The sequence below is a fragment of the Paenibacillus sp. BT-177 genome (assembly GCF_025846815.2).
Classification (GTDB): domain Bacteria; phylum Bacillota; class Bacilli; order Paenibacillales; family Paenibacillaceae; genus Paenibacillus; species Paenibacillus polymyxa_C.
This window is the reverse complement of record NZ_JAOYTP010000010.1, coordinates 15,956-36,589: the sequence shown is the minus strand read 5'-3', so window position 1 is coordinate 36,589 and position 20,634 is coordinate 15,956. Positions and strand designations below refer to the sequence as shown.

Here is a 20,634-nt window from a genome sequence, read left to right as displayed (position 1 = left end):
TGAATATTTATGCATCAGTAAACAGTGATTGGACTAGTTTTTAGCTTCTTAGAGTAATTTTGTGAGTAACCATTATAGTTGAGACAAATGTAATTAATAAATGAGATTTTTTTCAATATATGTTTGAGACAAAGTGGGGGCCTTGATTCATCAGAAGTACCGATGGATCAAGGCTTTTCTACTTTATATGGTGATGATTAATAATTGGTGATGTTTTGAGAGGAGAAGTTAGACTTATCATTAAATAAATCAATAAAGCTTATGACTGAGACAAGATTCCTTTAACAAACAATGAGACACTGTGCTTGTAGAACTCTTCCTCGGTGACGAGTTGGGACTGATATTGCCGGTGAATCAGCTCGCTCATCTGAAATCCGTAGCACATCGAGAGGAAAGTCATGGCGGCAAGACGCTCATCCTGTCTGGCTATAACTTTTTTCTTCTGCAGGCGTTCAAAATATTCAACCAGCAAGGAGTGCAGCTTCACCGGCGGATCGGCCAGCACTCTGTCCAATTCGGGAAGCATTCCTTTGTCACGGATGCCAATCAAAATGATGTCCGCATTTTTATGGAAAAACAAACGGTACTGCTGACTTACATTCAGCAGATCTACTTCCGGATTATCGGTCGCATCCTCTTTTAACAGCTTCTCAAATTGCGGGAAATCCGAATGTCTTTCAATGATGGCTTCCAATATGCCTTGCTTGCTTCCAAATTGCCGGAAAATCGTAGATTCATTGACTTTAGCTTCCGTTGCAATGGCTTTGGTGCTTACTCCCCGATAGCCCTTCTTTTTGATGAGCCGTGTCGCGGCTTCAATGATTCTGTCTGAAGTTTGCATTGCATTTCTCCTTTTACATATGTTAAACCTATTCTACTACAAGATTTTGCATATGCAGCAGGGTCGGGGTTCATCATTTTCATAAACGTTTATTTAAGGCAAATCGCTTCTTTTTTCCCAGCGGCTTGGTTCAGTAATCTTGACATGATCAGGCACCAATTGCGTGAGCGAGCCTAATTTATCAAATGTAATCTGGATTCGGTCAGAGGGCAACAGCCATTGTTCGGTCTCGATTGCGCAGCAATCCGGTATCGTCCCCATTCCTATAATCGTGCCCGGGAGCGGCGTGAAAACTTTGAGAATCTCCTCCATCACTTTTGCAGGGGGTACAGAATACTCGGATGTGCTTCCCTTCCAGTGCAGTCTCTCCCCGATCCGTACATCCACATCCAGTGCCAGCGGGTTGCCGATTTCATCCGGCGTAGCCAGAAATGGTCCTATTCCTTTGCTGCGATCAAAATCTTTGCAGCGCGTCGGTCCAGTCAGCGCCAGGAAATCAGGCCACTGCACATCGCGAACAGTACTGTCGTTAAAAATAACATAACCTGCAATGCAGTTCCCCTTCCCTGTAACAAAGGCCAGCTCCGGCTCGATATCCAGGTAGGAAGAGTACGAAGGCCAATGTATCGTATCCCCATCGCCAATTAATGCATTATGGTTACACTTGTAATAACTGAAAATTACTTTATTCGGATCTCGCTGGGATTTTTCAGCAATTTTTCGTTTAAGTTCTTCTCTTTCCGGTCCTGTGTATTCTCTTTGCAGCAGATTTACGCCAGCATTTCTCAGATGTCTTGGCGTCAGCCCGAAATCGATAAGCGCAGCCGGATGCGGAACCGGCGGCAGCAATTTTACCGCTGCAATCGGGCAGACTTCATTTTCATTGAATTGATGCGACAGTTCGACAGCATATTGCATCAATTCCTTAGCGGCATCATAACTTGCCGGCAAATAATGAAGATAGCTGTCCATACTTTCAAGACTGTCAACGAATGTTCCCTGCTTTTTCATGATTGCGGCAAAAGACACGACAAATTTCTCGTTAATTACAAGCCCAAACAAAGGTTCCTGAGATGTCTTGGTTTGAAAGGTTACTAGCTTCATGTTGCAGCGCCTCCATTCATGTTGTTTGATGTTGTTCTGTTACTATCATATTGCATAACATAAATGCATGCAAGTGCTTGCTTGCATTTATGTTTTCGATTCTCTATATTAAAGACATAATCAGTGTGCTTTACCCCAAAAACATATACGCAAAGGAGAATTTTCATGAAGTATGGACGTATTATCCAAAAACCTCGCGTTAAATTTTTTGAAGTCGCAAATGGCGTCTTTGCCGGTATTTCGCCGTATCGCGGCATCAGTTGGGCCAATGTCGGGTTCATCAACAAGGGCGGAGGGCTGGTGTATGACACGTTCTTCGATTTGTTCCATGCGCGGGAAATGCGGGAGGCTTTTAAGGAAGTAAGCAACGGCGGCTCTCCCGCCTATGTGGTGAATTCGCACTATAACAGTGACCATGCCTGGGGAAACAAAGTGTTTGAAGATGCTTGCATTATTATGCACAAGGAAGCGTCCAGAGAGCGTCTCACCGAAAATATCGCCTGGATGGATAGCGTCATCAGAAGAGGAAAGAATTCTCCGGAATCGACTTCGGGCGAGCGGTTTTTTGCAGCGGAATTTGAAGGATTCGACCTGGAAGGTGTAGAATGGGTGCTCCCGAATATTGAGATAAAGGACGATATCAACATCCGTCTTGGCGATATGGAAGTTATGATTTACAACGTAGCTCCGGCCCACTCTGACAGTGACTTGCTGCTGTGGATGCCAAAAGAAAAGGTGCTGTTCGCCGGCGATGTCGTGTTTAACGGTTGTACGGCATACAGCGAAGAGGGAACCCTCAATTGGGTTAAAGTGCTTGATCGCATTATTGATGAAATTAAACCCGAAATCGTTGTTCCAGGACATGGCGCCATCTGCGGCCTGGACTTCGTGAAGGAGCAAAGAGACTACCTCCTGAACCTGATTAGCGAGTTTAACAAGCATTACAATGACGAAATTGATACCTTGTCCCTGACCAAGCAAATTGATATTTCCCGCTTCCTTCATTGGATTCAGCCAGAACGGTTGTATGTTACAGTGGATATCCTATTGAAAAGCAAACGAGGGTTACCACCCCTTCCAATTTGGAACGAGGTGCCTGCTAAGCTGGAAGACATGAAAGCTTTTTTGGCCGGAAAATATGGCGATCAGATCAAGCCATGGGACCCTATGAGTGTTTGGCAAGAATAGCAAGTTGAAGCTAGCGTACGAAAAACAAAAAACGGCCTTGTCGCAAACGATGCGAACAGCGGCCGTTTTTTTATTGTTCCACGGAATTAAAATCGCCGTTTAGAACCGATTATAAAGAAAAATGGAGATGGACTTATGACTAACTTAACTTTCGCAGCTCAAATCTCCAAACAGGTGGGAAAGACAACGTTAGCTAAAATAATCGCCAATCAAACGCAATCTAAATTTATTGATTTTAGCGCTGTGACTAGCGGTATCAAAGATATTCGTAGTGTCATGAAAGAAGCTGAAGGAAACAGGCAATTAGGTGAGAAAACACTTTTATTTATTGATGAAATTCATCGTTTTAACAAAGCACAGCAGGATGCCTTTCTGCCTTATGTGGAAAAAGGAAGCATTATATTGATTGGAGCAACAACCGAAAATCCATCGTTTGAAGTAAATTCAGCCTTGCTTTCTCGTAGTAAAGTGTTTGTGCTTCATCCGCTCAATCATGCAGATATTTTAGAGCTATTACAGAAAGCATTAGCGAACCCAAAAGGGTTTAATAATCAATCAATCGAGATCGAAGAAGGCGTTCTATCAGCGATTGCTGAATATTGCGATGGAGATGCCAGAATAGCTTTAAACACACTAGAAATGGCTGTATTACACAGGAAAAAATCAGATGGAGCCATTGTAGTGAATAAAAACGATTTAGTACAAATGTTAAATCGCAAGTCATTGTTATATGACAAAAATGGTGAGGAACATTATAACATCATATCTGCTTTGCATAAGGCGATGAGAAATAGTGATGTTAATGCTGCAATTTACTGGTTATCGCGCATGTTGGAGTCCGGAGAAGATCCATTATTTATTGCCCGAAGATTGGTCAGATTTGCAAGTGAAGACATTGGTTTAGCAGATAACCGAGCTTTGGAGATATCAGTAGCTGTCTTCCAGGCTTGTCAGTTTATTGGTATACCAGAGTGCGATGCACATCTAACCCAAGCTGTCATTTATCTCACCTTGGCCCCGAAGTCCAACGCAGCTTATTTGGCCTATAGAGCTGCCAAAAAAAAGACGCCCTGCATTCCGTAAATGAACCTGTCCCTTGCATTTACGAAATGCTCCGACTAAGTTGATGAAAGAACTGAATTACGGGAAAGGTTATAAATATGCCCATGATACACAAGAAAAATATCAATGATGCAGACCATGCCAGATTCTCTCATCGGATGGGAATATTACCACCCCACTATACAAGGATCTGAAATGAAGTTTAAACAACGGATGGAAGAGATTTCAGCATGGTATGCAAGCCACAAAGAAACCTAATTGCGTTTAATGCATAGAAGATCCAATAGAAATCGAGGTAATTCGTCATGACAATAGAAGAAATTATTGAGCATTGCTTATCATATCCAAGTTCATATGAAGATCACCCTTTTGGAGACGGATGGACTGCGATGAGACATCAAGGGAACAAAAAAATTTTTGCCTTGATATACAATCATGATGAGCATCTTTGCGTCAACCTAAAATGCAACCCTGATCATGCTGATTTTTTGCGAAAAGCGTTTGAAGAGGTAAAGCCTGGTTATCACATGAACAAGGAACATTGGAATACAGTAATATTAGATGGTAATCTACCAGAAGATGAAGTTCACGATATGGTGCATCATAGCTTCGAATTGACCAAGCCAAAAAGCTCCAAAAAACATACTAGCTAGAGAATAAATTTCTTATTGATAATTAAATTTTGCGGAAGTCATTATGTAAAAGTATCCGTTTAGAGAGGTGTAATATGAAGTTTAATGAATTCTTTGTAGGGCAGCGGTTCGAGACTGATTCTATAAAAGTAACCAAAGAAAAAATTATAGAATTCGCATCTGAATTTGACCCTCAGTACATGCATTTGGATGAGAAGAAAACTCAGGAAGGCATGTTTGGAGGAATTATTGCTTCAGGAATCCAAACATTAGCTCTAACATTTAAACTATGGGTAGAGTGTGGTTTATACGGTGAAGATGTAGTGGCTGGTACTGCTATGGATAATATCCGATTTATGAAACCTGTATACCCTAATGATGAGTTACATGTAGTTGTTGAAGTCATTAATCTAGAAGATAACCGAAAGAATACAGGAATTGTAACTGTGAATTTATCCACTTTTAATCATACGACTCAAAAAATTTTTGAAGGGGATCTTTCTGTAATAATAAAAAAATAACGTATCGTTAAATAAATGAAATTGACGGGATATCCCTAATTTACGTATTGGGGTAATACCAGCGTCGCTGTCACTAAGTGCAAGCGTATGGGTTAGAATGGAAATTTGTTGATAACCTCGTTGTACTCGTTTTGTGTTTCGGTAATGGCGAGCTTTGAATACATTTCTAATGACTTGCGGCTTTCATGGCCGGAGTACGGTTGTATGAGTGCGTCGTCAATTCTCTTCTTTTTCAGCCAGGTTAGTAGGAAGTGGCGTAGTTTATATGGCGTAAGGTTTTATGTAAGACTGGCTTCTTCCGAATACTTGGCTAAAATTTTCCAAATACCTCGATCCGTATATTTCTTCTTCCACGATGACTCAAATAGATACATTGCCTGTTTTTTCTTCATCGCGTCAACATACATGGCCAGTACTTCTTTAAATGACTGCGGGAAAATGGAACAATGCGATCCTTGCAGTCCTTTCCGTTATTAATGCGAATTTGGCAGCAATGAAAATCAATGTCCGTCAGCCGAATATTGATGAGTTCGCTTACCCCGATTGTGGTATACATGAGCGTCTTGACAATCAGTGTCCGGAGGTATAACGACAGGATGATTTCCTGAAATTTTCCAACAAAAAAATGACTTGGGTAGGTTCAATTTGGGCGTATTGTTGTTTGTGATTTAGATAACATAAAGTTAACCTTATTCATAAATAATGTTAATTTTATGTCATTCATCGCTTCAATTGCTCTGATATAATTTCTGCTAGGTAGATGAGTTTTGCTTTCAGGATGTGGGTCAGATAAGCCTACAATGGTTACGCGAGGTGCGAGCGAGCCTCCCAGTAAACAAGTAACAACTCAACCGGAACAAAATACTGAGGCAAAACTGATAAAGGCATCGGAAAATAAAGAAAAAGTATCACCCCATTTGTTATACAGCAGTGAAGGATTACTCGCTGTATGGTAGTAGCTTTTAGCACATGGTGATATAAAAACGATGGAATAGGAGATTTTAATCCATACGGGGATTAATTCAGTTAGCAAGCGAGTAAACATGCGAAAACATAACTTTATAGTAGGAGTGTGAGATATGAAAAAAACATTATTGGCTTGTATTATGATAATGTTGATGCTAGCATCAGCTTGTGGAAATGTTGACACGACATCAAATCCAAATACTTCTAGTGAGCCTAAACCTGAAACGGAAGAGTCTATTATTCCAAAAAACACATCCGAATATTGTACTGTAGAACGTATAAGTCTGGATAGTGAAACTGAAAAATATTTCTATGGAAATTGGAAAGTTGAGAAGCTTTTAGGATTTGCAAATTCATATAATGATGCTTCTGAATATCCAACAGGGCAAAAATTTATTGGAGACGAAATTATAATCAAAAAAGACTTTTTTTCATCAAAAGGACTTAAAAACTATAGTAATTATCAATATGAATTAAAAAATCCATTATATGAGATTACAGCGACATGCCATAACTCTGACTCTTTTTATAGATTATATAAAATAGATATCCCAGACTTAAATATAAATGATGTAGTAAAAGCAATAGATATAAGTGACCCTTCTACAAAACTTAGCATACCTGTAAGTGTAAGTTTTTTTGTTGTTAATAACGATAGGCTTATCTTGTTATCAGAGGCAACTATTTTTGAACTTAAAAAAATTACTGATTAAATGAATTAAGGTTATGTAATAAGTTCTGTGCTAATAAAATAGAAAATATCCAGGAAGGTAAGTATATCCTATAAGCGATTCTGAAAATGCCTGTGAATATAATTTTTTAAACAAGAAAGGTCAGCCTTTAGGCTGACCTTTCTTGTTTATGTCGTATAACGATTAAACTATAGTGTATATACTGGATATTTGTGAGTATACTTCCTTCCTTTACAAAATAAAGTTGCTTCTTCATTTCTTCTTTTTTGTAAATTTCTATCATATGAAAATGCTTTGCTGACTAATTTTGAACAAGTATCAATTTGACTTTGTGAAAGTGGACCAACAAAAGTTGGATATATATGCGCATTGGCAAGCATAGCTTTTACATCATTGGTTTTTAGCACCCCAGGACCTGCATTAAAAGTGAGCGAAACAAGTGCATCAAACTGAGATTGTGAAAATTTATGACCGCTAGGAAGTACCAAGTTATTTACTGCCGCTACAGCACTTGCAGTATCATTAGAAAAAAAAGTATTTGCTTTAGACTGAGAAATTGGTGAAGTATAACCTAAATTTAAAGATTTTGATAGAGCATCAGCTTGTACTTGAGAGAGAAGAGAATCATTTGGATTACCTGTTGTATTCTTAGTATATACTTTAGACTTTGTTATCAAATGTCCCCATCCAACTGTTGGATACCCATAAGGATCTCCATAAAATTTCAAGGAAAATCCCTCATGTTTTTTGATAAGGTTTGCTCCATCTGTGCCTAAGGAGAAATTTGCCATAATAATCACTCCTGAAATTAATATTAGTAGAAGAACAATAAGGAGGAATCATAGACAGAGCACCATTCCCAAGTTTTCTGCAATGCCGCATTGCCTTCACATATATAAAGAAAAATGAGTCTCTTTTTTACAACCACTCTCCAAATTTTATTTCAATTCACTAATATCAAAAGTTTGTATAACCTCAATCATTTTGACTTAGAGTTCCTGTTAATCTATAGGAGGAATGAAAATGAAATTTAACAAGTTGTTCTGTGGATAAATGAATTCGAAGATACGAAGGTATTTTACTCCAAATTGGATTATTTAATTGCGATGATAATGAATTTACGGTTTATATGGGCTATACGCAAGTGGTCTTCAAAAAGGCGGATGATCGATTCTAAGTGCAGTATGGTAAGCCTTATTATCATATAGCCATCAACATTCCAGAGAATAAATTTACAGAAGCGAAAAAAAGGGTATCTTCTCAAATCAGTCTTATTGAAGAGGATCACGAAGATGAAGTGTTTTTCGATTTCTGGAATTCTCATTCATTCTATTTTGAGAACCCGTCAGGAAATATCGTAGAATTCATTGCTAGGCATAATATGAAAAACCAAAAGGATTATCCATTTTCGATGAAGGATTTGATAGGGATGAGTGAGATCGGTATCGTTTCGAAAAACGTTCCAAATGCAGTGAAAAAGTTAAATGAACTGGGGATACCGAACTTTGAAGAGTCATCTGAAAACTTTGCTCCCATAGGGGATGAGCATGGTCTATTCATCATTGTGCATAAAGGAAGAGAGTGGTTTTTTTCAAACGGAAAAGAGGCCGTATCTTATCCAGTAGAGGTATGGATCGAAAACATCGGACACATCACTTTCACATTAGACGAAGATTTCGTTATTCATGATTGACCATTCGAATAGGCCAATAACAGCTGGAACTGGGATGAACTTCCTATAAGCAACCTTAGTTTGTTTATCGACTATGGTTGCTTAAGTTTTTATCGAAAAACGCTCATGGTACGGCTTCTTATAACAGAAAAGGTGGGGCTATATGCTGATAGCGGGTATGAGGATTTACAATATACATTTGCTTGTTTTCCCCTGAATGATTAATATAATGGACAATGTCATAAACCTGCCGTACCAAAAAAAGAGATGAGGATTACGATGAATAAAGCAAAGATTCTTATTATCGAAGATGATGCCCCGATTGCCGACTTGCTTTCGTACGGGCTTTCTATGGAGGGGTTCCAGACACGCACAGCGGCCAGCGGAGCAGCGGGAATGCAGGAGCTGCAGTCGTTTCAGCCCGATTTGCTACTGCTGGATTGGATGCTGCCTGACCAGAGCGGTCTAGACATTTGCAAAAAGGTGACTATGGACTATAACATACCGATCTGCATGATTACGGCCAAATCGGATATTACCGATAAAATTCTAGGCCTTGAATTCGGTGCCGATGATTATATTACCAAGCCTTTTGATCTGCGCGAAGTTGTTGCGCGCATTCGAACCATTTTGCGTAGAGTGGAGCAGGCGAGCAGCCCGGACAGGGAAGAAGTCACGAAAGCCGTCATTCGGTTTGAAAATATTGAAGTGATCGAAGAAGAACGGCTTGTCCAAAAAGAAGGCCGTCCCGTTGAATTGACCCCCAAGGAATTCGACCTGCTTATGATGCTGGTTAAACATCAGGGCAAAACCTTTACACGTTCCGAACTGCTTGATCTGGTATGGGGTTATCATTTTGCCGGAGATACCCGTACGGTTGATACGCATATCCAGAGACTCCGCAAAAAACTGGACGCCACCGAATGCATTACTACCGTCTTCGGAATCGGATACAAATTTAAAAAAATGGGTGGATAAGCATGATACGCAAAATCAGCATCAAATTTCTGATCGGTTTTTTTCTGATTTTTTCGTTTTCTTTTGTCGTGCTTAATCAGACAGTCAAGGAATTTATCAGGACAAGCAATCAGAATCTGGTTACCTCCGAACTGGTCGGGCTGAAAAATAACAGCAATGTGTATGTACGTCAGGCTTTCCTGATTAATCATTTCAGCAGCAATGAGCTGTATTTTGGAGAAATTGCGAGGGAGATAGCAACTAATCTGAACCATACCACGGACAGCAGTATTGGCGTGTATACGGTGGAAGGCAAATTGCTTTATGCCCCAGACAGCTCCATATTTCAGCAGCAAATGCAAAGCGATCTGCAGCAGGCGATTGGTGGTAATACAGCGTATAGCATTACTTATGATCGTAATAAGACGACTGTCCTTTTCTCCTATCCGGTTGTTATAGACGGTTCAAAGGTGGGCATCCTGCGTTTTTACAAAGATTTCAGCTCACTTTACGAACAAACCGGACAGATTCGGCAGATTACCCTCTATATTGCCCTGGCGATTTTTGCGGCAGCCTTTCTGTTTTCCTATATTCTTTCCAGGCATATTACCATCCCGCTGACCAGACTGACGCAAGCATCCACTGAGGTAAAAAACGGGAATTTGGATATCCGCCTTCATTTTAAACGCAGGGATGAAATTGGCCGATTGGCTGAGAATTTTAACGATATGATTGATCAAATTAGTAGACAGATTCATATTATTGAGAAGGACCGGGACCATTTGAAAGAGCTTCACCAGCAGGAAAAGCGCTTTTTTGACAATATTACTCACGAACTGAAAACGCCGTTAACCTCCATTCTGGGATATGCAGAGCTGATCAGAATGAACGGTGAGAAAGATCGTGTTTTTTTTGATAAAGGAATGAATCATATTATCGAGGAGAGTAGGCGCCTGCATGCGATGGTGCTAAAACTGCTGGAAGTTTCACGCAAAAATATCATGATCAATGAGCTTGAGCGGGTAGATATCGGGCTGATCCTGCGGGATGTATGTGAATCGATGACGATCCGGGCACAGCGCTATAAAAAGACCATTGAATATGAGATGAGTGAGGAATTGATCATGTTGGCCGATGGGGACAGAATCAGACAGCTGTTCATCAATTTGATTGATAATGCGATAAAATACAGTTTGCCGTTTTCGGCAGTATCGGTAAAAGCGGTGCGGGCAGAAGAAAAGATTCGCTTGATCTTTAGCAATCCAAGCGATCCGATTGAGGCAGGACATCTGTCGCGCCTGTTACAGCCATTTTATCCTGCTCATTCCGACCGCGCGGAAGAAGGCAGTGTAGGATTGGGACTCAGCATTGTGAAATCCATCGTTGAAGAATTTGCGGGTTCCATCTTGATTACAAACGAGCATAATGAAACCATTGTTACGGTGGAATTTAAAGCTCTGGAAACGTGGGGAACGGAGAATGAATAATGGCAATAAATATAAATATTTTGTAATGCTGCTGGTCGTATCTCTCGTGGTATTACTGCTGCCTGCATGCGGTTCCGAACCAAAAACAGAGACCATCGTCCTCTCTGACAGCAATGAGGTTTCCAGTACCGATCAAAGCTCTCGTCCGTTTCAGGTCCAAAAAATATATCGGCTTCCGGATCGTTTTGCGAATACGGGTCAGCTGCTGGGCTGGTCGTCTGGAGATGCCGTCATCGCATCGTTTGGAGCCATGACCATACTGAAGCGAGGCACGCTGGAACGTTTAACTTATCCGTATGAGCAGAGCAAGGCCATACCCGGAATCGGCAAGGTAACTTCCAATACTATACTTTCTCCCGATGGGAAATATATTTGCGAAGTTTCTCCTTCTTCCTCGGAGACAACCTTAAAGCTTATTTCCTTGCAGGATGGCAAGGAAAAGGATATAGCCAGGATCAGCACCAGGAACGAGTCTTATGTACAATATGTTTCCTGGTCGGCCAACAGTTCGTATATCGGCTACCTGGTAGAAAACCCGCTTGATAATGAAGCTGATAGCCTGTACATCTACGATATGGGGTCTCAAACTTCTGGAAAATATCAGTTAAAAGGCATCATAAAAGAAGACTCGCTTTTGAGTGTTAACATTGCTAATGATGGCCGCAGCGTACTGCTGCAGTTATTTCGTACAAAAGAAGGTCTGAAAAAGGTGCTAACCATGGGGAAAGTTTCCGGGAAGAATATTGAATTTCAATACGAGCGTCAGATTGGTGGAGATTCAGTAGCCTGGATGAATAACGACCAGTTTGTGTTTCTCGGAACGGATAGTTCATTGTACGAATATGATCAGCGAAACGGCGAACTCTCCGTCATTCTGGAAAAAGTGTTTGATTTTGAATTCTCGCCTGACAGGAAAAATATCGCATACACGGTGTATGATCAAAATGTCACTTACGTAGGCAAGGTGCAAGGAAGAAATATACTGTACAACGAACCGGTGTATCGCGGAATTGTGCCGACGCATATGTACTGGAATCCGAACAATAAAAGTGTACTGCTTCAAGGACAAAAACAGTTGGATTCCTCGCAGACTGCACCAACAGATTCTCCTAGCGAGGAGTCATTGATCATTGAATTGAAATAGCGATGGTGCTCGCCCTATTTGTATATGTCAAAAACCTTATTTCGGTTGTCAGCCGGAATAAGGTTTTTCTTTTTGCAACCGTTGTGACAATTTGTTTACATGTTGATCAAACTTTCGCGACATCTTTTTTCTATAGTAAATGAAGCAAGATCATTAACCTATAAGGACAAGGAATGGACCATAGTGAATGGAAACCGGAATCTGCATCTGAATCAACCCATAAAACGTTATATGACCGGTCTGGATGGGCTAAGGGCCATCTCCGTGCTTGCTGTTATTGCTTATCATCTTCATTTCAGATGGGCAGAGGGTGGGCTGCTGGGGGTGGAGATTTTCTTCGTCCTGTCAGGATATCTGATTACGGATCAGATCCTTTATGAATGGAGGACACGCAACGGTTTTTCCATTGTGCGGTTCTGGATAAGACGAACGCGCAGACTACTGCCGGCAATGATCTTTATGCTGACTGCAGTGGCATTGTGGCTTATAATTACCGATTTTTCCAGACTGCAGGCATTAGAAGGCCATTTTGTATCCTCGCTTTTTTACGTAAACAACTGGTATCTCATTTTTCATCATGTTTCATATTTTGAGAGCTTTGGCCCGCCTTCTCCAATCGGGCACCTCTGGTCGCTTTCCATTGAGGAACAGTTTTACGTCATCTGGCCGCTTGTTCTGCTAATCGGTCTGTGCCTTGCACCGCGACGAGGCAGATTGATGTTATACATTCTGGGTTGCGCTGTCGTATCCGCTATAGCAATGGCCGTTATATACGAACCCGGAACAGATCCGAGCAGGGTGTATTACGGGACGGACACACGGGCGTCTGCCATTTTGATCGGAGCGGCTCTGGCGGTAATCTGGCCCAGCTGGAGACTGAGCGGCAATGTATCTTTTTCGGCCCGGATCATGCTGGATATGACTGGCGTGCTGGGCATTGTAATGCTGTTTATCCTGATCGGTCAGACCAACCAGTTTGATGATTCGCTATATCGCGGCGGTTTTCTTTATTTATCACTCATTACTGCGGTTGTTATTGCTGTACTGGTTCATCCGGCCAATCGATTGGAACGATTGCTCGGCTGCCGGCCTCTAAGCTGGATCGGTAAGCGATCTTACAGTCTGTATATATGGCATTATCCGGTCATTATTTTATCAAGTCCCGCGGTAAGTACCGAAGATGCCAGCTATATGCGCATTGCTCTGCAGGTAACGGTCAGTTTCATAATGGCGGGTCTTTCCTACAGATACATCGAAGAGCCCATCCGCCGCGGGACTTTTTGGACCGGCCTAAAATCCCTCCGCAGGTCAGGCGCTGGCAGCCAGTCAGGCCTTGTCGTAATTGTTATCGCCATCGTTCTGATTCTGGCATTATGGAGGACGGATTCACCAGATCCCGAGCCTGTACCTGATGCGACAGCAGCTGTAAGCCAGGAACCCGTCCAGACGGAAGAGCTGCAATTCGGCCATTCTGATGAAAATCCTTCTGCTGAAAGTACAGGCCATTCCGCAGAAGGAGAGGGGGTCACGGCGATCGGAGATTCCGTCATTTTGGATGCTGCCCCGTTTCTGGAAAAGCAGCTCCCCGGTATGACCATTGACGGCAAGGTGGGTCGGCAAATGTCACAGGCTGGGAATGTGCTTGATGACCTGCAGGCACAGGGCAAGCTTGGCAATAAAATTATTATTGAACTCGGCACCAACGGCGTGTTTAACCAGAGTCAACTGAAGTCCTTGCTGACTTCACTACAGGATTCTCGGCAAATTTATCTGATAACGACCAGAGTACCGAGAGGGTGGCAGGATACCGTAAATGACAATCTGCGTGAAATTGCTGGTGAATTCCAAAATGTCCGGCTTATCGACTGGTATTCGGCCAGCGAAAACCGCAACGATCTGTTTTATGGCGATGGTGTTCATCTGAAACCGGAAGGAGCTCAGTATTATGCCTCGTTTTTGATTGATGCTATCAAACAGGATAAAACCTACTAGCATGTTAAAGGAAAGGATGAACCAGGTATGAACAAAAAAAATGTCGGGATAGTGAGGGCATTATGGGGTTTTATGATTCTCCTTATCGTCATAGGTGCCATAGGTCTCCATATGCACGCAAAGCAAAATTCAGGTGATAACGAACCACACGGCAAGGATTCTCCTCTATACAATCTTGATGCGATGCAGCCTGCTGCACAAAAGCCTGGGGCTTCCAGTACCAGCGGAGAACAAGCTCAACCCTCCGTGTCCTTAAACGGCGAGGGCGTCACGATGATTGGAGATTCGGTTACGGTCGGAATTGAGCCTTATTTAAAAGAGCAGCTTCCGAATATGACGGTAGACGGCAAGGTTGGCCGGCAGATGTCTCAAGCTGTAAAAGTCATTAATGAATTGGCCGCCCAAGGCAAACTGGGAGACCAGGTCATTATCGAACTCGGCACCAACGGTCCGTTTAGCAAAGACCAACTGCACGACGTACTGCAATCCCTTTCTGGAGCCAGACAGGTAATCTTGGTCACCACCCGGGTTCCGAAAGGATGGCAAAACACGGTGAATGACACGATTGCACAGGTCGCCGATGAGTTTAGCAACGTCAGCGTGATGGACTGGTATTCAGCCAGTGTAGGCAAAGATGAATACTTTTATAAAGATGGCGTCCATTTAAAACCAGATGGTAGCCGATATTACACTTCACTCCTCGTAGCAGCCTTGCAAAAATCTTAAATACAGAAGGGACAGGCGCGTTCATCATCTGGAAAGGAAGAATGATATGACACAGAGGAAAAAGAGGATATTGATTGTAACATTGTTACTTGTGGTCGCTGCTGTAAGCTTTATCTTTTATTATTTCTTTTCGATTTACAAAGGGCTGGAAGGATTTAATAAGGCTCCGGCAAACTCCCCGTTCATTAATGTAAGCACCGATAATACCGAAGCTCTGGAAACTCCAGAATGGGAGGGAACCGAGCCTGTCAATATTTTGCTGATGGGTGTGGATGCCCGTGGAAGCGCCAAGGGCGAGGTACCCAGATCCGACAGCATGATGGTCGTTTCGTTGAATCCTACCGATAAGCATATCCATGTGTTTTCGATTTTGCGTGACACCTATACGGATATTCCCGGATACGGCAAAAACCGAATCAACACCGCTGTTACGCATGGGCCGGATACGGCGATGAAAGCAGTCAGCGAATTGCTGGGGGTGCCTGTTCATTTTTATGTATATACCGATTTCCAGGGGTTTATTAAACTCGTGGACTCTGTAGGCGGACTCGATTTTTATGTCGAAAAGGATATGTACTATGAAAGCAAGGCCGATCTGCATGAGTACGATATTAATTTAAAGCAGGGACAGCAGCATTTCAACGGCAAAACGGCGCTTCAATATGTCCGTTTTCGTCATGATGCCATGTCCGATTATTCTAGAACAGAAAGACAGCGCCAATTTATTACGGCATTAGCCGAGAAGGTGAAAACAACGACTTCCATTATGAAGCTCCCTTCTATTCTAGAGGAAATCAGTCCGTATATCGATACCAATTTGTCAGTCTCCGATATGTGGAATTTGGCTTCAGTAGGGTATCAAAGTACATTAAACGGAAATGAACAAATACCGCCAATGAAGCTATTAAAAGAAACTTATGTTGGCAAAGCGGCTGTTCTGGATGTAAAAAGTCGAACGGATTTGAAGCAATTTGTGCAAAGTATCATAAATTCCGACGCCTCAAATTCGATTACAGACAATTCTTCGGGGCAGAAGCAGAAAACAGAATTTGAATAGGATTGAACAATAAATAAAATCATAATTTGCCGGATAGTAGTCTGTAAGTGCTCTTGGTAAATAAAGAAGAGCATAACATGATCTTCCGGTTATCTATAGGGGGAAAAAAGAATGGGTACAAAACCAATAGTAAGGTTCTGCTTGGCATTAACTATATCCGCCGCCATGCTTCTGGAGAGCACTGCTCCGCACATGGCTATGGCTGATGCTGCGCAACGTGCAAAAAGCATGTTGTTGAACGATAAGAGTGAACCAACAAAAACAATTTCAACACAGGTTAAAAATACCCCGACATTAAAATTGGATAGCCATGTGGCATCCATGACGAAGAAAAGAACCATTAAAGCTAGATTTAAGCTTCCGAAGGGTACCGATATAAAGAAAATAAGCTGGGCCTATGGTGGCAAGCCATTATCGGAATGGAAATCGTACAAGGATCACGATTACAATGGCGCCCCCTTTATCACCGTTACTCAGGTCAAAGCAGAAAACGGAGAAGTCACTGCCAATATCAATTTCGGTCTTACTTACGGTACGGAGAATCTTGCCGAGCCGAGTCTGCAGCGTCCACTGTACGCCTCATTGATGGGAACCTATGAACTGGCTGCAGCAGTCAACGGCAAAACTGTTGCCCAAGCCCCCATTAAATTGGTCCCTTACGACAGCTTCCGTACCTATGATGAACTGAAGCCGGAGATTGATGCGATTACGGCACAGGCAGCTCAAAAAAACAACAGGTACATTAAAACGTTGTCAATCGGCAAATCCGTTGAAGGCCGAGATATTTTTATGACTGTGGTTGCCAAAGATCAAGCAACGATTGACAAATATCAGAATGTAACTCATCCTGCCATGCTGAATCATCCTGCAAAGCTGGAGGACGATATCCAATCCGGTGCATTCGGAGATTATCAAGTGCCCATCTGGATCAACAATATTCATCCCAATGAAGCGCCGGGCTTTGATGCGATTATCAATTATTTTAAGACCATGGCTCTCGATAAAAATGTTACGTACAAGACCACGTCGTCCAATGGAAAATCGGGTACGGTAACTCTGAATATGGATGATGCGCTTGAACATGTGTTTTTCCTGTTCCTGTATACGGAAAATCCAGATGGAAGGGTTCATACCGAACGTGCGAATGCTGAATACTTTGACTTGAATCGGGATAATTCTTATCAAACTCAGCCTGAAACACGCAGCATCACAGAGCAAATCGCCAAGTGGTCGCCGATTTCTTTCCTGGATCTGCATGGGTTTGATAAGAATTTTCTGATTGAGCCTACCACACCGCCTCACGATCCGAATGTTGAATACGATCTGCTTATGGATAACATGGTAGAACAGGCAAAAGTCATGGGTGAAGCAGGCATAGCAAACACAAAGTATGATTACTACCATATTCCTTATGAAGAACATCGTAAAACGGTCGAAAATCCTAAATATGTTTCCAAGGGAACTGCCTCGGGGTGGGATGATGCGTCTCCAGCCTACACGGCCGTCTTCGCCATGCACCATGGTGCAATGGGCCATACGCTGGAAACACCTGAATCGAATGAAGAGTCGACCAAAGCATTGTATTATAGTGTCGCTGCAGCAACCGATTATGTTATGCAAAAGAAAGAAAAGTTATTTTTGAATCAGTTAAAAGTATATGAACGTGGAGTTAATAATATCGATGATCATGCCGTAGATCGGTATCTAGTCAATGCAAAAAATCAAGTCATTGGTCGCCCCCGTCACGGTAATGAGAATTTTTTTCCTGAGTATTACGTTTTGCCGACCGATAAAAGTCTTCAAAAAAATCCGCTGGAAGCCTATCGGATGATTGAGTATCTTATCCGCAATGGAGTAACGGTTGAACGCTCGACAGAGGCTGTAAGTACTGCTGGCAAGACCTACCCCGCGGGTTCATTTATCATAAATATGCACCAGGCCAAACACGGCATTGCAAACATGGTTTTATATGATGGTATTAACGTCTCAGATTATGCTTCCGTAGCTGGCGAGATTGTGCAGGATTTCCCTGTCCTGCGAGGATTTGAATGTGATGTGGTTAGAGAAGCCGGAGTGTTTGCGGGCAAAACTTCTCCGGTGACTTCCGTATCGATTCCGGCCACACCAATGCCGAATGATTCTGCCTATGTCTTAATCCGAAACACCAATAACGATGCCATCAAAACGGTTAATGAATTGCTTAAATCCGGCAAAGTGGTTACGATGCTATCCAAAAGCGGAACAGGATATGAAGCGGGTGACTTTGCAGTCGCCTATGATGATCTGAACCCGCTGGCCTCGAAATACGCTCTTGATGTCACGGCATTCGGCAATAACAAACCCGTTGGTAAAGTTCTTAAACCTTCTACGGTAGCCGCTCTCGGCGAATCGGCTTATGTGCTCAAAAATCTCGGTTTTAAAGTGACCGATGATCAGCAGCATGCCGATGTGTTGGTGAATACATTCGATTCCGATAAACTTGTCGAGAAAGGGAAACCATACATTGCTTATGGAAATATGGGGATGGGTAACGTGAAAAACTGGATTCCTCAATTTGCGTTTGCTGGACCGACATGGGAAAGATACGAAGGGGTCTTCCTAGCGAATGTCAAACAGGATCATGTGATTACAGCCCCTTACGATAACGAAGAATACTTCTACACCGTTACAGGTTCTTACATTACGAAACTACCTAAAGCTGCAAAAATTCTTGCAACCATTAGTAATAAAGAAAACTTCTTCAAAGCGGGCTGGTGGCCAGGTCACGATGCTGCAAGAGGAAAGATTATGGCCTTCACCTATAAGGAAAACAAAAAGAATATTACTGTTTTCTCTAACGATCTAACCAATGGCGCTCATTCGCAGCAACAATTCCGTTTGCTGGCCAATTCCATTTTTAATGCTGTTCCCAGCAAATCCTAAGTAATTTTGCAAACAGCCTTATTCCAGTGATCAACTGTGAATAAGGCTGTTTTCGCGATAAAACGGTTTCGCCTACTGTGACATTTTGTTTACAACTTGATCAAACTTTAGCGACATCTGCAGGATATATTGGACTATAGCGTAACATCATCCTGTACATGCGGGGTGATGGAAAATACGAGTCCAGGATTTTCAAGGAGGAATGCAAGTTGCTAAGCAGTATCAAACTGATAAGCAGATCCGTCAGAGAGTATGAGGAAGAGGCCAATATCAAAATACGAGCCTTTTCCGTAAATAGCCAATTGAATGAAAATCAAGTAAATGAAAAGACGGTTGCTAATGAATTAGATGAAAAAGAAGTAGATACAGCAGGTATATCCAATTCATCCTACGACGTTACACAAACCGATATTCCTTCTCGAAGCTCTGTAGAAGAGTCGAAAAGAAGGCGGGGCACCGGGCGTCTTGTAGCACTTGATGCAGTACGAGGAATGGCGGTGCTGGGAATGTATTTGCAGCACTTCGGATCGAACCCAAACGTTTCTGCGATTGTTTCCGGAAACACGACACTATTATTCGTATTGTGCGGGGGTATATCTTATTCCATTATGGCACAGCGCATGATGGAACGGGGAGCGGATACGGCCGGTTTCCGTGCGCGAATGCTGGCACGCGCCGTATTTGTTGATATTATCGGGTATTTGCTAATTATGCTGAACACTTCATATGGCATCATTCTGCCTGCCTATGCAGCTATGTTTGTGTTGGCCCTAATGTTATTTCGCCGTTCGACCCGCACCATTGTTACAACAGCAGCAGTTTTGCTCGTGACAGCCCCACCGCTAATGATTCTTGGATCAAGCATTTTCTCGAAAGCTTATCTTCTTAGTGATATCGCGGGAGGTCCGATGTCTGCTCTCGCCTTGACTCCTGCGTTTGTTGCCGGTATGGCCATTGGCCGCTTTGATCTCACCAGATTACGCACAGCTCTCTTACTCGCAGGCAGTGGTATCGTTATGCTTGTTATTGGTAAAGCACTGGCCGCTTTTATACTTCCGAATTGGAATCTTCACTTTGAACAATGGCTGATAAGTGTGCAAGGAGTTGTTCCTGTACAACCGACGGATGAGTACGCAATTTGGCCTCTTAATACGGAGACACCGATGTGGCAGCTCCTTTTGGGAACGGCTCCACACACCGCTTCGACATTCCAGACGATGATAGGATTAGGGATTTCATTTCTGGTAATGGGAGTTGCGTGCCTCGTATCGAAAAAGGCTTCCGCTGTATTAATGCCTTTCGCAGCAGTCGGCCGTGTGGCTCTGACCATGTATGCCATTCAATTTGTAGTGGTTTGGATTCTAGATTTGACAAAGATTGGGCACAGCCTAGAGGGAGTTCCGTTCGGCGACGTAATGATCGCAGTGACAACACTGCTGCTGGGATTGTTGTTTGCTAAGCTTCCTGTCGGTCCGCTTGAAGGATTGATGCGCCGCTTTGATCGATTGTTCAGCCCTACCCAGCCAGTCTCACAAACAGCAAAGTAGACTGATCAAAAGCATACCAGATAAAGAACAATATGTTGAAAGGCATTATCTTCGTTCCTAATGATTTTAATACACCAATGGAAAGTATGGAGAGAGAAAATCTACCACTAATTCAATATTACCG

General features: G+C 42.5%; 17 protein-coding genes and 1 pseudogene. 14 read left to right on the top strand and 4 right to left on the bottom strand.

The annotated features are described in order from the left end of the window. Nucleotides 1-259: 259 nt before the first annotated feature. Nucleotides 260-841, bottom strand: coding sequence for a TetR/AcrR family transcriptional regulator (locus OIU26_RS21850; RefSeq protein ID WP_264218009.1), 582 nt, complete (start codon nucleotides 839-841; stop codon nucleotides 260-262). A gap of 93 nt (nucleotides 842-934) precedes the next feature. Then, entirely contained in the window at nucleotides 935-1,945 is a 1,011-nt protein-coding gene (locus OIU26_RS21845; protein ID WP_264218008.1) for a fumarylacetoacetate hydrolase family protein, read from the bottom strand. A 165-nt stretch (nucleotides 1,946-2,110) separates the two neighbouring features. Between OIU26_RS21845 and OIU26_RS21840 the strand changes: the two genes are divergently transcribed. From OIU26_RS21840 to OIU26_RS21825, 4 genes and pseudogenes are all read left to right on the top strand, one after another. Then, nucleotides 2,111-3,133, top strand: a complete 1,023-nt coding sequence (locus OIU26_RS21840) for an MBL fold metallo-hydrolase (RefSeq protein WP_264218007.1) — start codon at nucleotides 2,111-2,113, stop codon at nucleotides 3,131-3,133. A gap of 174 nt (nucleotides 3,134-3,307) precedes the next feature. Continuing rightward, nucleotides 3,308-4,453: pseudogene (locus OIU26_RS21835) on the top strand (replication-associated recombination protein A); the annotation flags it as partial. 47 nt (nucleotides 4,454-4,500) lie between these two features. Then, nucleotides 4,501-4,848: an MmcQ/YjbR family DNA-binding protein gene (locus OIU26_RS21830; protein ID WP_129548661.1), complete on the top strand. Its 348-nt coding sequence runs from the start codon at nucleotides 4,501-4,503 to the stop codon at nucleotides 4,846-4,848. Between the two features lie 74 nt (nucleotides 4,849-4,922). Then, nucleotides 4,923-5,348 (top strand): MaoC family dehydratase, encoded by a 426-nt coding sequence (locus OIU26_RS21825; RefSeq protein WP_264218005.1) that lies wholly within the window; start codon nucleotides 4,923-4,925, stop codon nucleotides 5,346-5,348. Nucleotides 5,349-5,736: 388 nt separating this feature from the next. Here OIU26_RS21825 and OIU26_RS21820 read toward each other — a convergent pair whose 3' ends face one another. Continuing rightward, the gene (locus tag OIU26_RS21820) at nucleotides 5,737-5,904 is read right to left on the bottom strand and encodes a hypothetical protein (protein ID WP_264218004.1); all 168 of its coding nucleotides are present in this window, start codon (nucleotides 5,902-5,904) and stop codon (nucleotides 5,737-5,739) included. 523 nt (nucleotides 5,905-6,427) lie between these two features. Between OIU26_RS21820 and OIU26_RS21815 the strand changes: the two genes are divergently transcribed. Then, nucleotides 6,428-7,027, top strand: a complete 600-nt coding sequence (locus OIU26_RS21815; RefSeq protein ID WP_264218003.1) for a hypothetical protein — start codon at nucleotides 6,428-6,430, stop codon at nucleotides 7,025-7,027. Nucleotides 7,028-7,194: 167 nt separating this feature from the next. On the opposite strand, the gene OIU26_RS21810 is transcribed toward OIU26_RS21815, so the two are convergent. Continuing rightward, entirely contained in the window at nucleotides 7,195-7,797 is a 603-nt protein-coding gene (locus OIU26_RS21810; protein WP_064964318.1) for a lysozyme, read from the bottom strand. A 386-nt stretch (nucleotides 7,798-8,183) separates the two neighbouring features. On the opposite strand from OIU26_RS21810, the gene OIU26_RS21805 reads away from it, so the two are divergent. From OIU26_RS21805 to OIU26_RS21765, 9 genes are all read left to right on the top strand, one after another. Beyond that, complete coding sequence (locus tag OIU26_RS21805) at nucleotides 8,184-8,699, top strand: ring-cleaving dioxygenase (RefSeq protein ID WP_264218002.1); 516 nt, start codon at nucleotides 8,184-8,186, stop codon at nucleotides 8,697-8,699. A 258-nt stretch (nucleotides 8,700-8,957) separates the two neighbouring features. After that, nucleotides 8,958-9,656 carry a response regulator transcription factor gene (locus tag OIU26_RS21800; protein ID WP_264218001.1) on the top strand — a complete coding sequence of 233 codons (699 nt, stop codon included), beginning with the start codon at nucleotides 8,958-8,960 and terminating at the stop codon, nucleotides 9,654-9,656. A gap of 2 nt (nucleotides 9,657-9,658) precedes the next feature. Further along, nucleotides 9,659-11,122 (top strand): sensor histidine kinase, encoded by a 1,464-nt coding sequence (locus OIU26_RS21795; protein ID WP_264218000.1) that lies wholly within the window; start codon nucleotides 9,659-9,661, stop codon nucleotides 11,120-11,122. Next, complete coding sequence (locus tag OIU26_RS21790; protein WP_264217999.1) at nucleotides 11,115-12,266, top strand: hypothetical protein; 1,152 nt, start codon at nucleotides 11,115-11,117, stop codon at nucleotides 12,264-12,266. Before OIU26_RS21795 ends, OIU26_RS21790 begins: the two co-directional genes overlap by 8 nt. A 183-nt stretch (nucleotides 12,267-12,449) precedes the next feature. Further along, nucleotides 12,450-14,258, top strand: coding sequence for an acyltransferase family protein (locus OIU26_RS21785; RefSeq protein ID WP_264217998.1), 1,809 nt, complete (start codon nucleotides 12,450-12,452; stop codon nucleotides 14,256-14,258). Between the two features lie 27 nt (nucleotides 14,259-14,285). Then, nucleotides 14,286-14,984 carry an SGNH/GDSL hydrolase family protein gene (locus OIU26_RS21780; RefSeq protein ID WP_264217997.1) on the top strand — a complete coding sequence of 233 codons (699 nt, stop codon included), beginning with the start codon at nucleotides 14,286-14,288 and terminating at the stop codon, nucleotides 14,982-14,984. 46 nt (nucleotides 14,985-15,030) lie between these two features. Continuing rightward, nucleotides 15,031-16,041: an LCP family protein gene (locus OIU26_RS21775; protein ID WP_264217996.1), complete on the top strand. Its 1,011-nt coding sequence runs from the start codon at nucleotides 15,031-15,033 to the stop codon at nucleotides 16,039-16,041. A gap of 111 nt (nucleotides 16,042-16,152) precedes the next feature. After that, nucleotides 16,153-18,963: a M14 family metallopeptidase gene (locus OIU26_RS21770; RefSeq protein WP_264217995.1), complete on the top strand. Its 2,811-nt coding sequence runs from the start codon at nucleotides 16,153-16,155 to the stop codon at nucleotides 18,961-18,963. 209 nt (nucleotides 18,964-19,172) lie between these two features. Continuing rightward, the gene (locus tag OIU26_RS21765; protein WP_264217994.1) at nucleotides 19,173-20,510 is read left to right on the top strand and encodes a DUF418 domain-containing protein; all 1,338 of its coding nucleotides are present in this window, start codon (nucleotides 19,173-19,175) and stop codon (nucleotides 20,508-20,510) included. The last annotated feature ends 124 nt before the right edge of the window (nucleotides 20,511-20,634 follow it).

What these genes read in the sequence shown, in the direction of transcription:
- OIU26_RS21850 (WP_264218009.1), bottom strand. Translation starts at nt 841, where the DNA reads ATGCAAACTTCAGACAGAATCATTGAAGCCGCGACACGGCTCATCAAA.
- OIU26_RS21845 (WP_264218008.1), bottom strand. Translation starts at nt 1,945, where the DNA reads ATGAAGCTAGTAACCTTTCAAACCAAGACATCTCAGGAACCTTTGTTT.
- OIU26_RS21840 (WP_264218007.1), top strand. Translation starts at nt 2,111, where the DNA reads ATGAAGTATGGACGTATTATCCAAAAACCTCGCGTTAAATTTTTTGAA.
- OIU26_RS21830 (WP_129548661.1), top strand. Translation starts at nt 4,501, where the DNA reads ATGACAATAGAAGAAATTATTGAGCATTGCTTATCATATCCAAGTTCA.
- OIU26_RS21825 (WP_264218005.1), top strand. Translation starts at nt 4,923, where the DNA reads ATGAAGTTTAATGAATTCTTTGTAGGGCAGCGGTTCGAGACTGATTCT.
- OIU26_RS21820 (WP_264218004.1), bottom strand. Translation starts at nt 5,904, where the DNA reads ATGTATACCACAATCGGGGTAAGCGAACTCATCAATATTCGGCTGACG.
- OIU26_RS21815 (WP_264218003.1), top strand. Translation starts at nt 6,428, where the DNA reads ATGAAAAAAACATTATTGGCTTGTATTATGATAATGTTGATGCTAGCA.
- OIU26_RS21810 (WP_064964318.1), bottom strand. Translation starts at nt 7,797, where the DNA reads ATGGCAAATTTCTCCTTAGGCACAGATGGAGCAAACCTTATCAAAAAA.
- OIU26_RS21800 (WP_264218001.1), top strand. Translation starts at nt 8,958, where the DNA reads ATGAATAAAGCAAAGATTCTTATTATCGAAGATGATGCCCCGATTGCC.
- OIU26_RS21795 (WP_264218000.1), top strand. Translation starts at nt 9,659, where the DNA reads ATGATACGCAAAATCAGCATCAAATTTCTGATCGGTTTTTTTCTGATT.
- OIU26_RS21790 (WP_264217999.1), top strand. Translation starts at nt 11,115, where the DNA reads ATGAATAATGGCAATAAATATAAATATTTTGTAATGCTGCTGGTCGTA.
- OIU26_RS21780 (WP_264217997.1), top strand. Translation starts at nt 14,286, where the DNA reads ATGAACAAAAAAAATGTCGGGATAGTGAGGGCATTATGGGGTTTTATG.
- OIU26_RS21775 (WP_264217996.1), top strand. Translation starts at nt 15,031, where the DNA reads ATGACACAGAGGAAAAAGAGGATATTGATTGTAACATTGTTACTTGTG.
- OIU26_RS21770 (WP_264217995.1), top strand. Translation starts at nt 16,153, where the DNA reads ATGGGTACAAAACCAATAGTAAGGTTCTGCTTGGCATTAACTATATCC.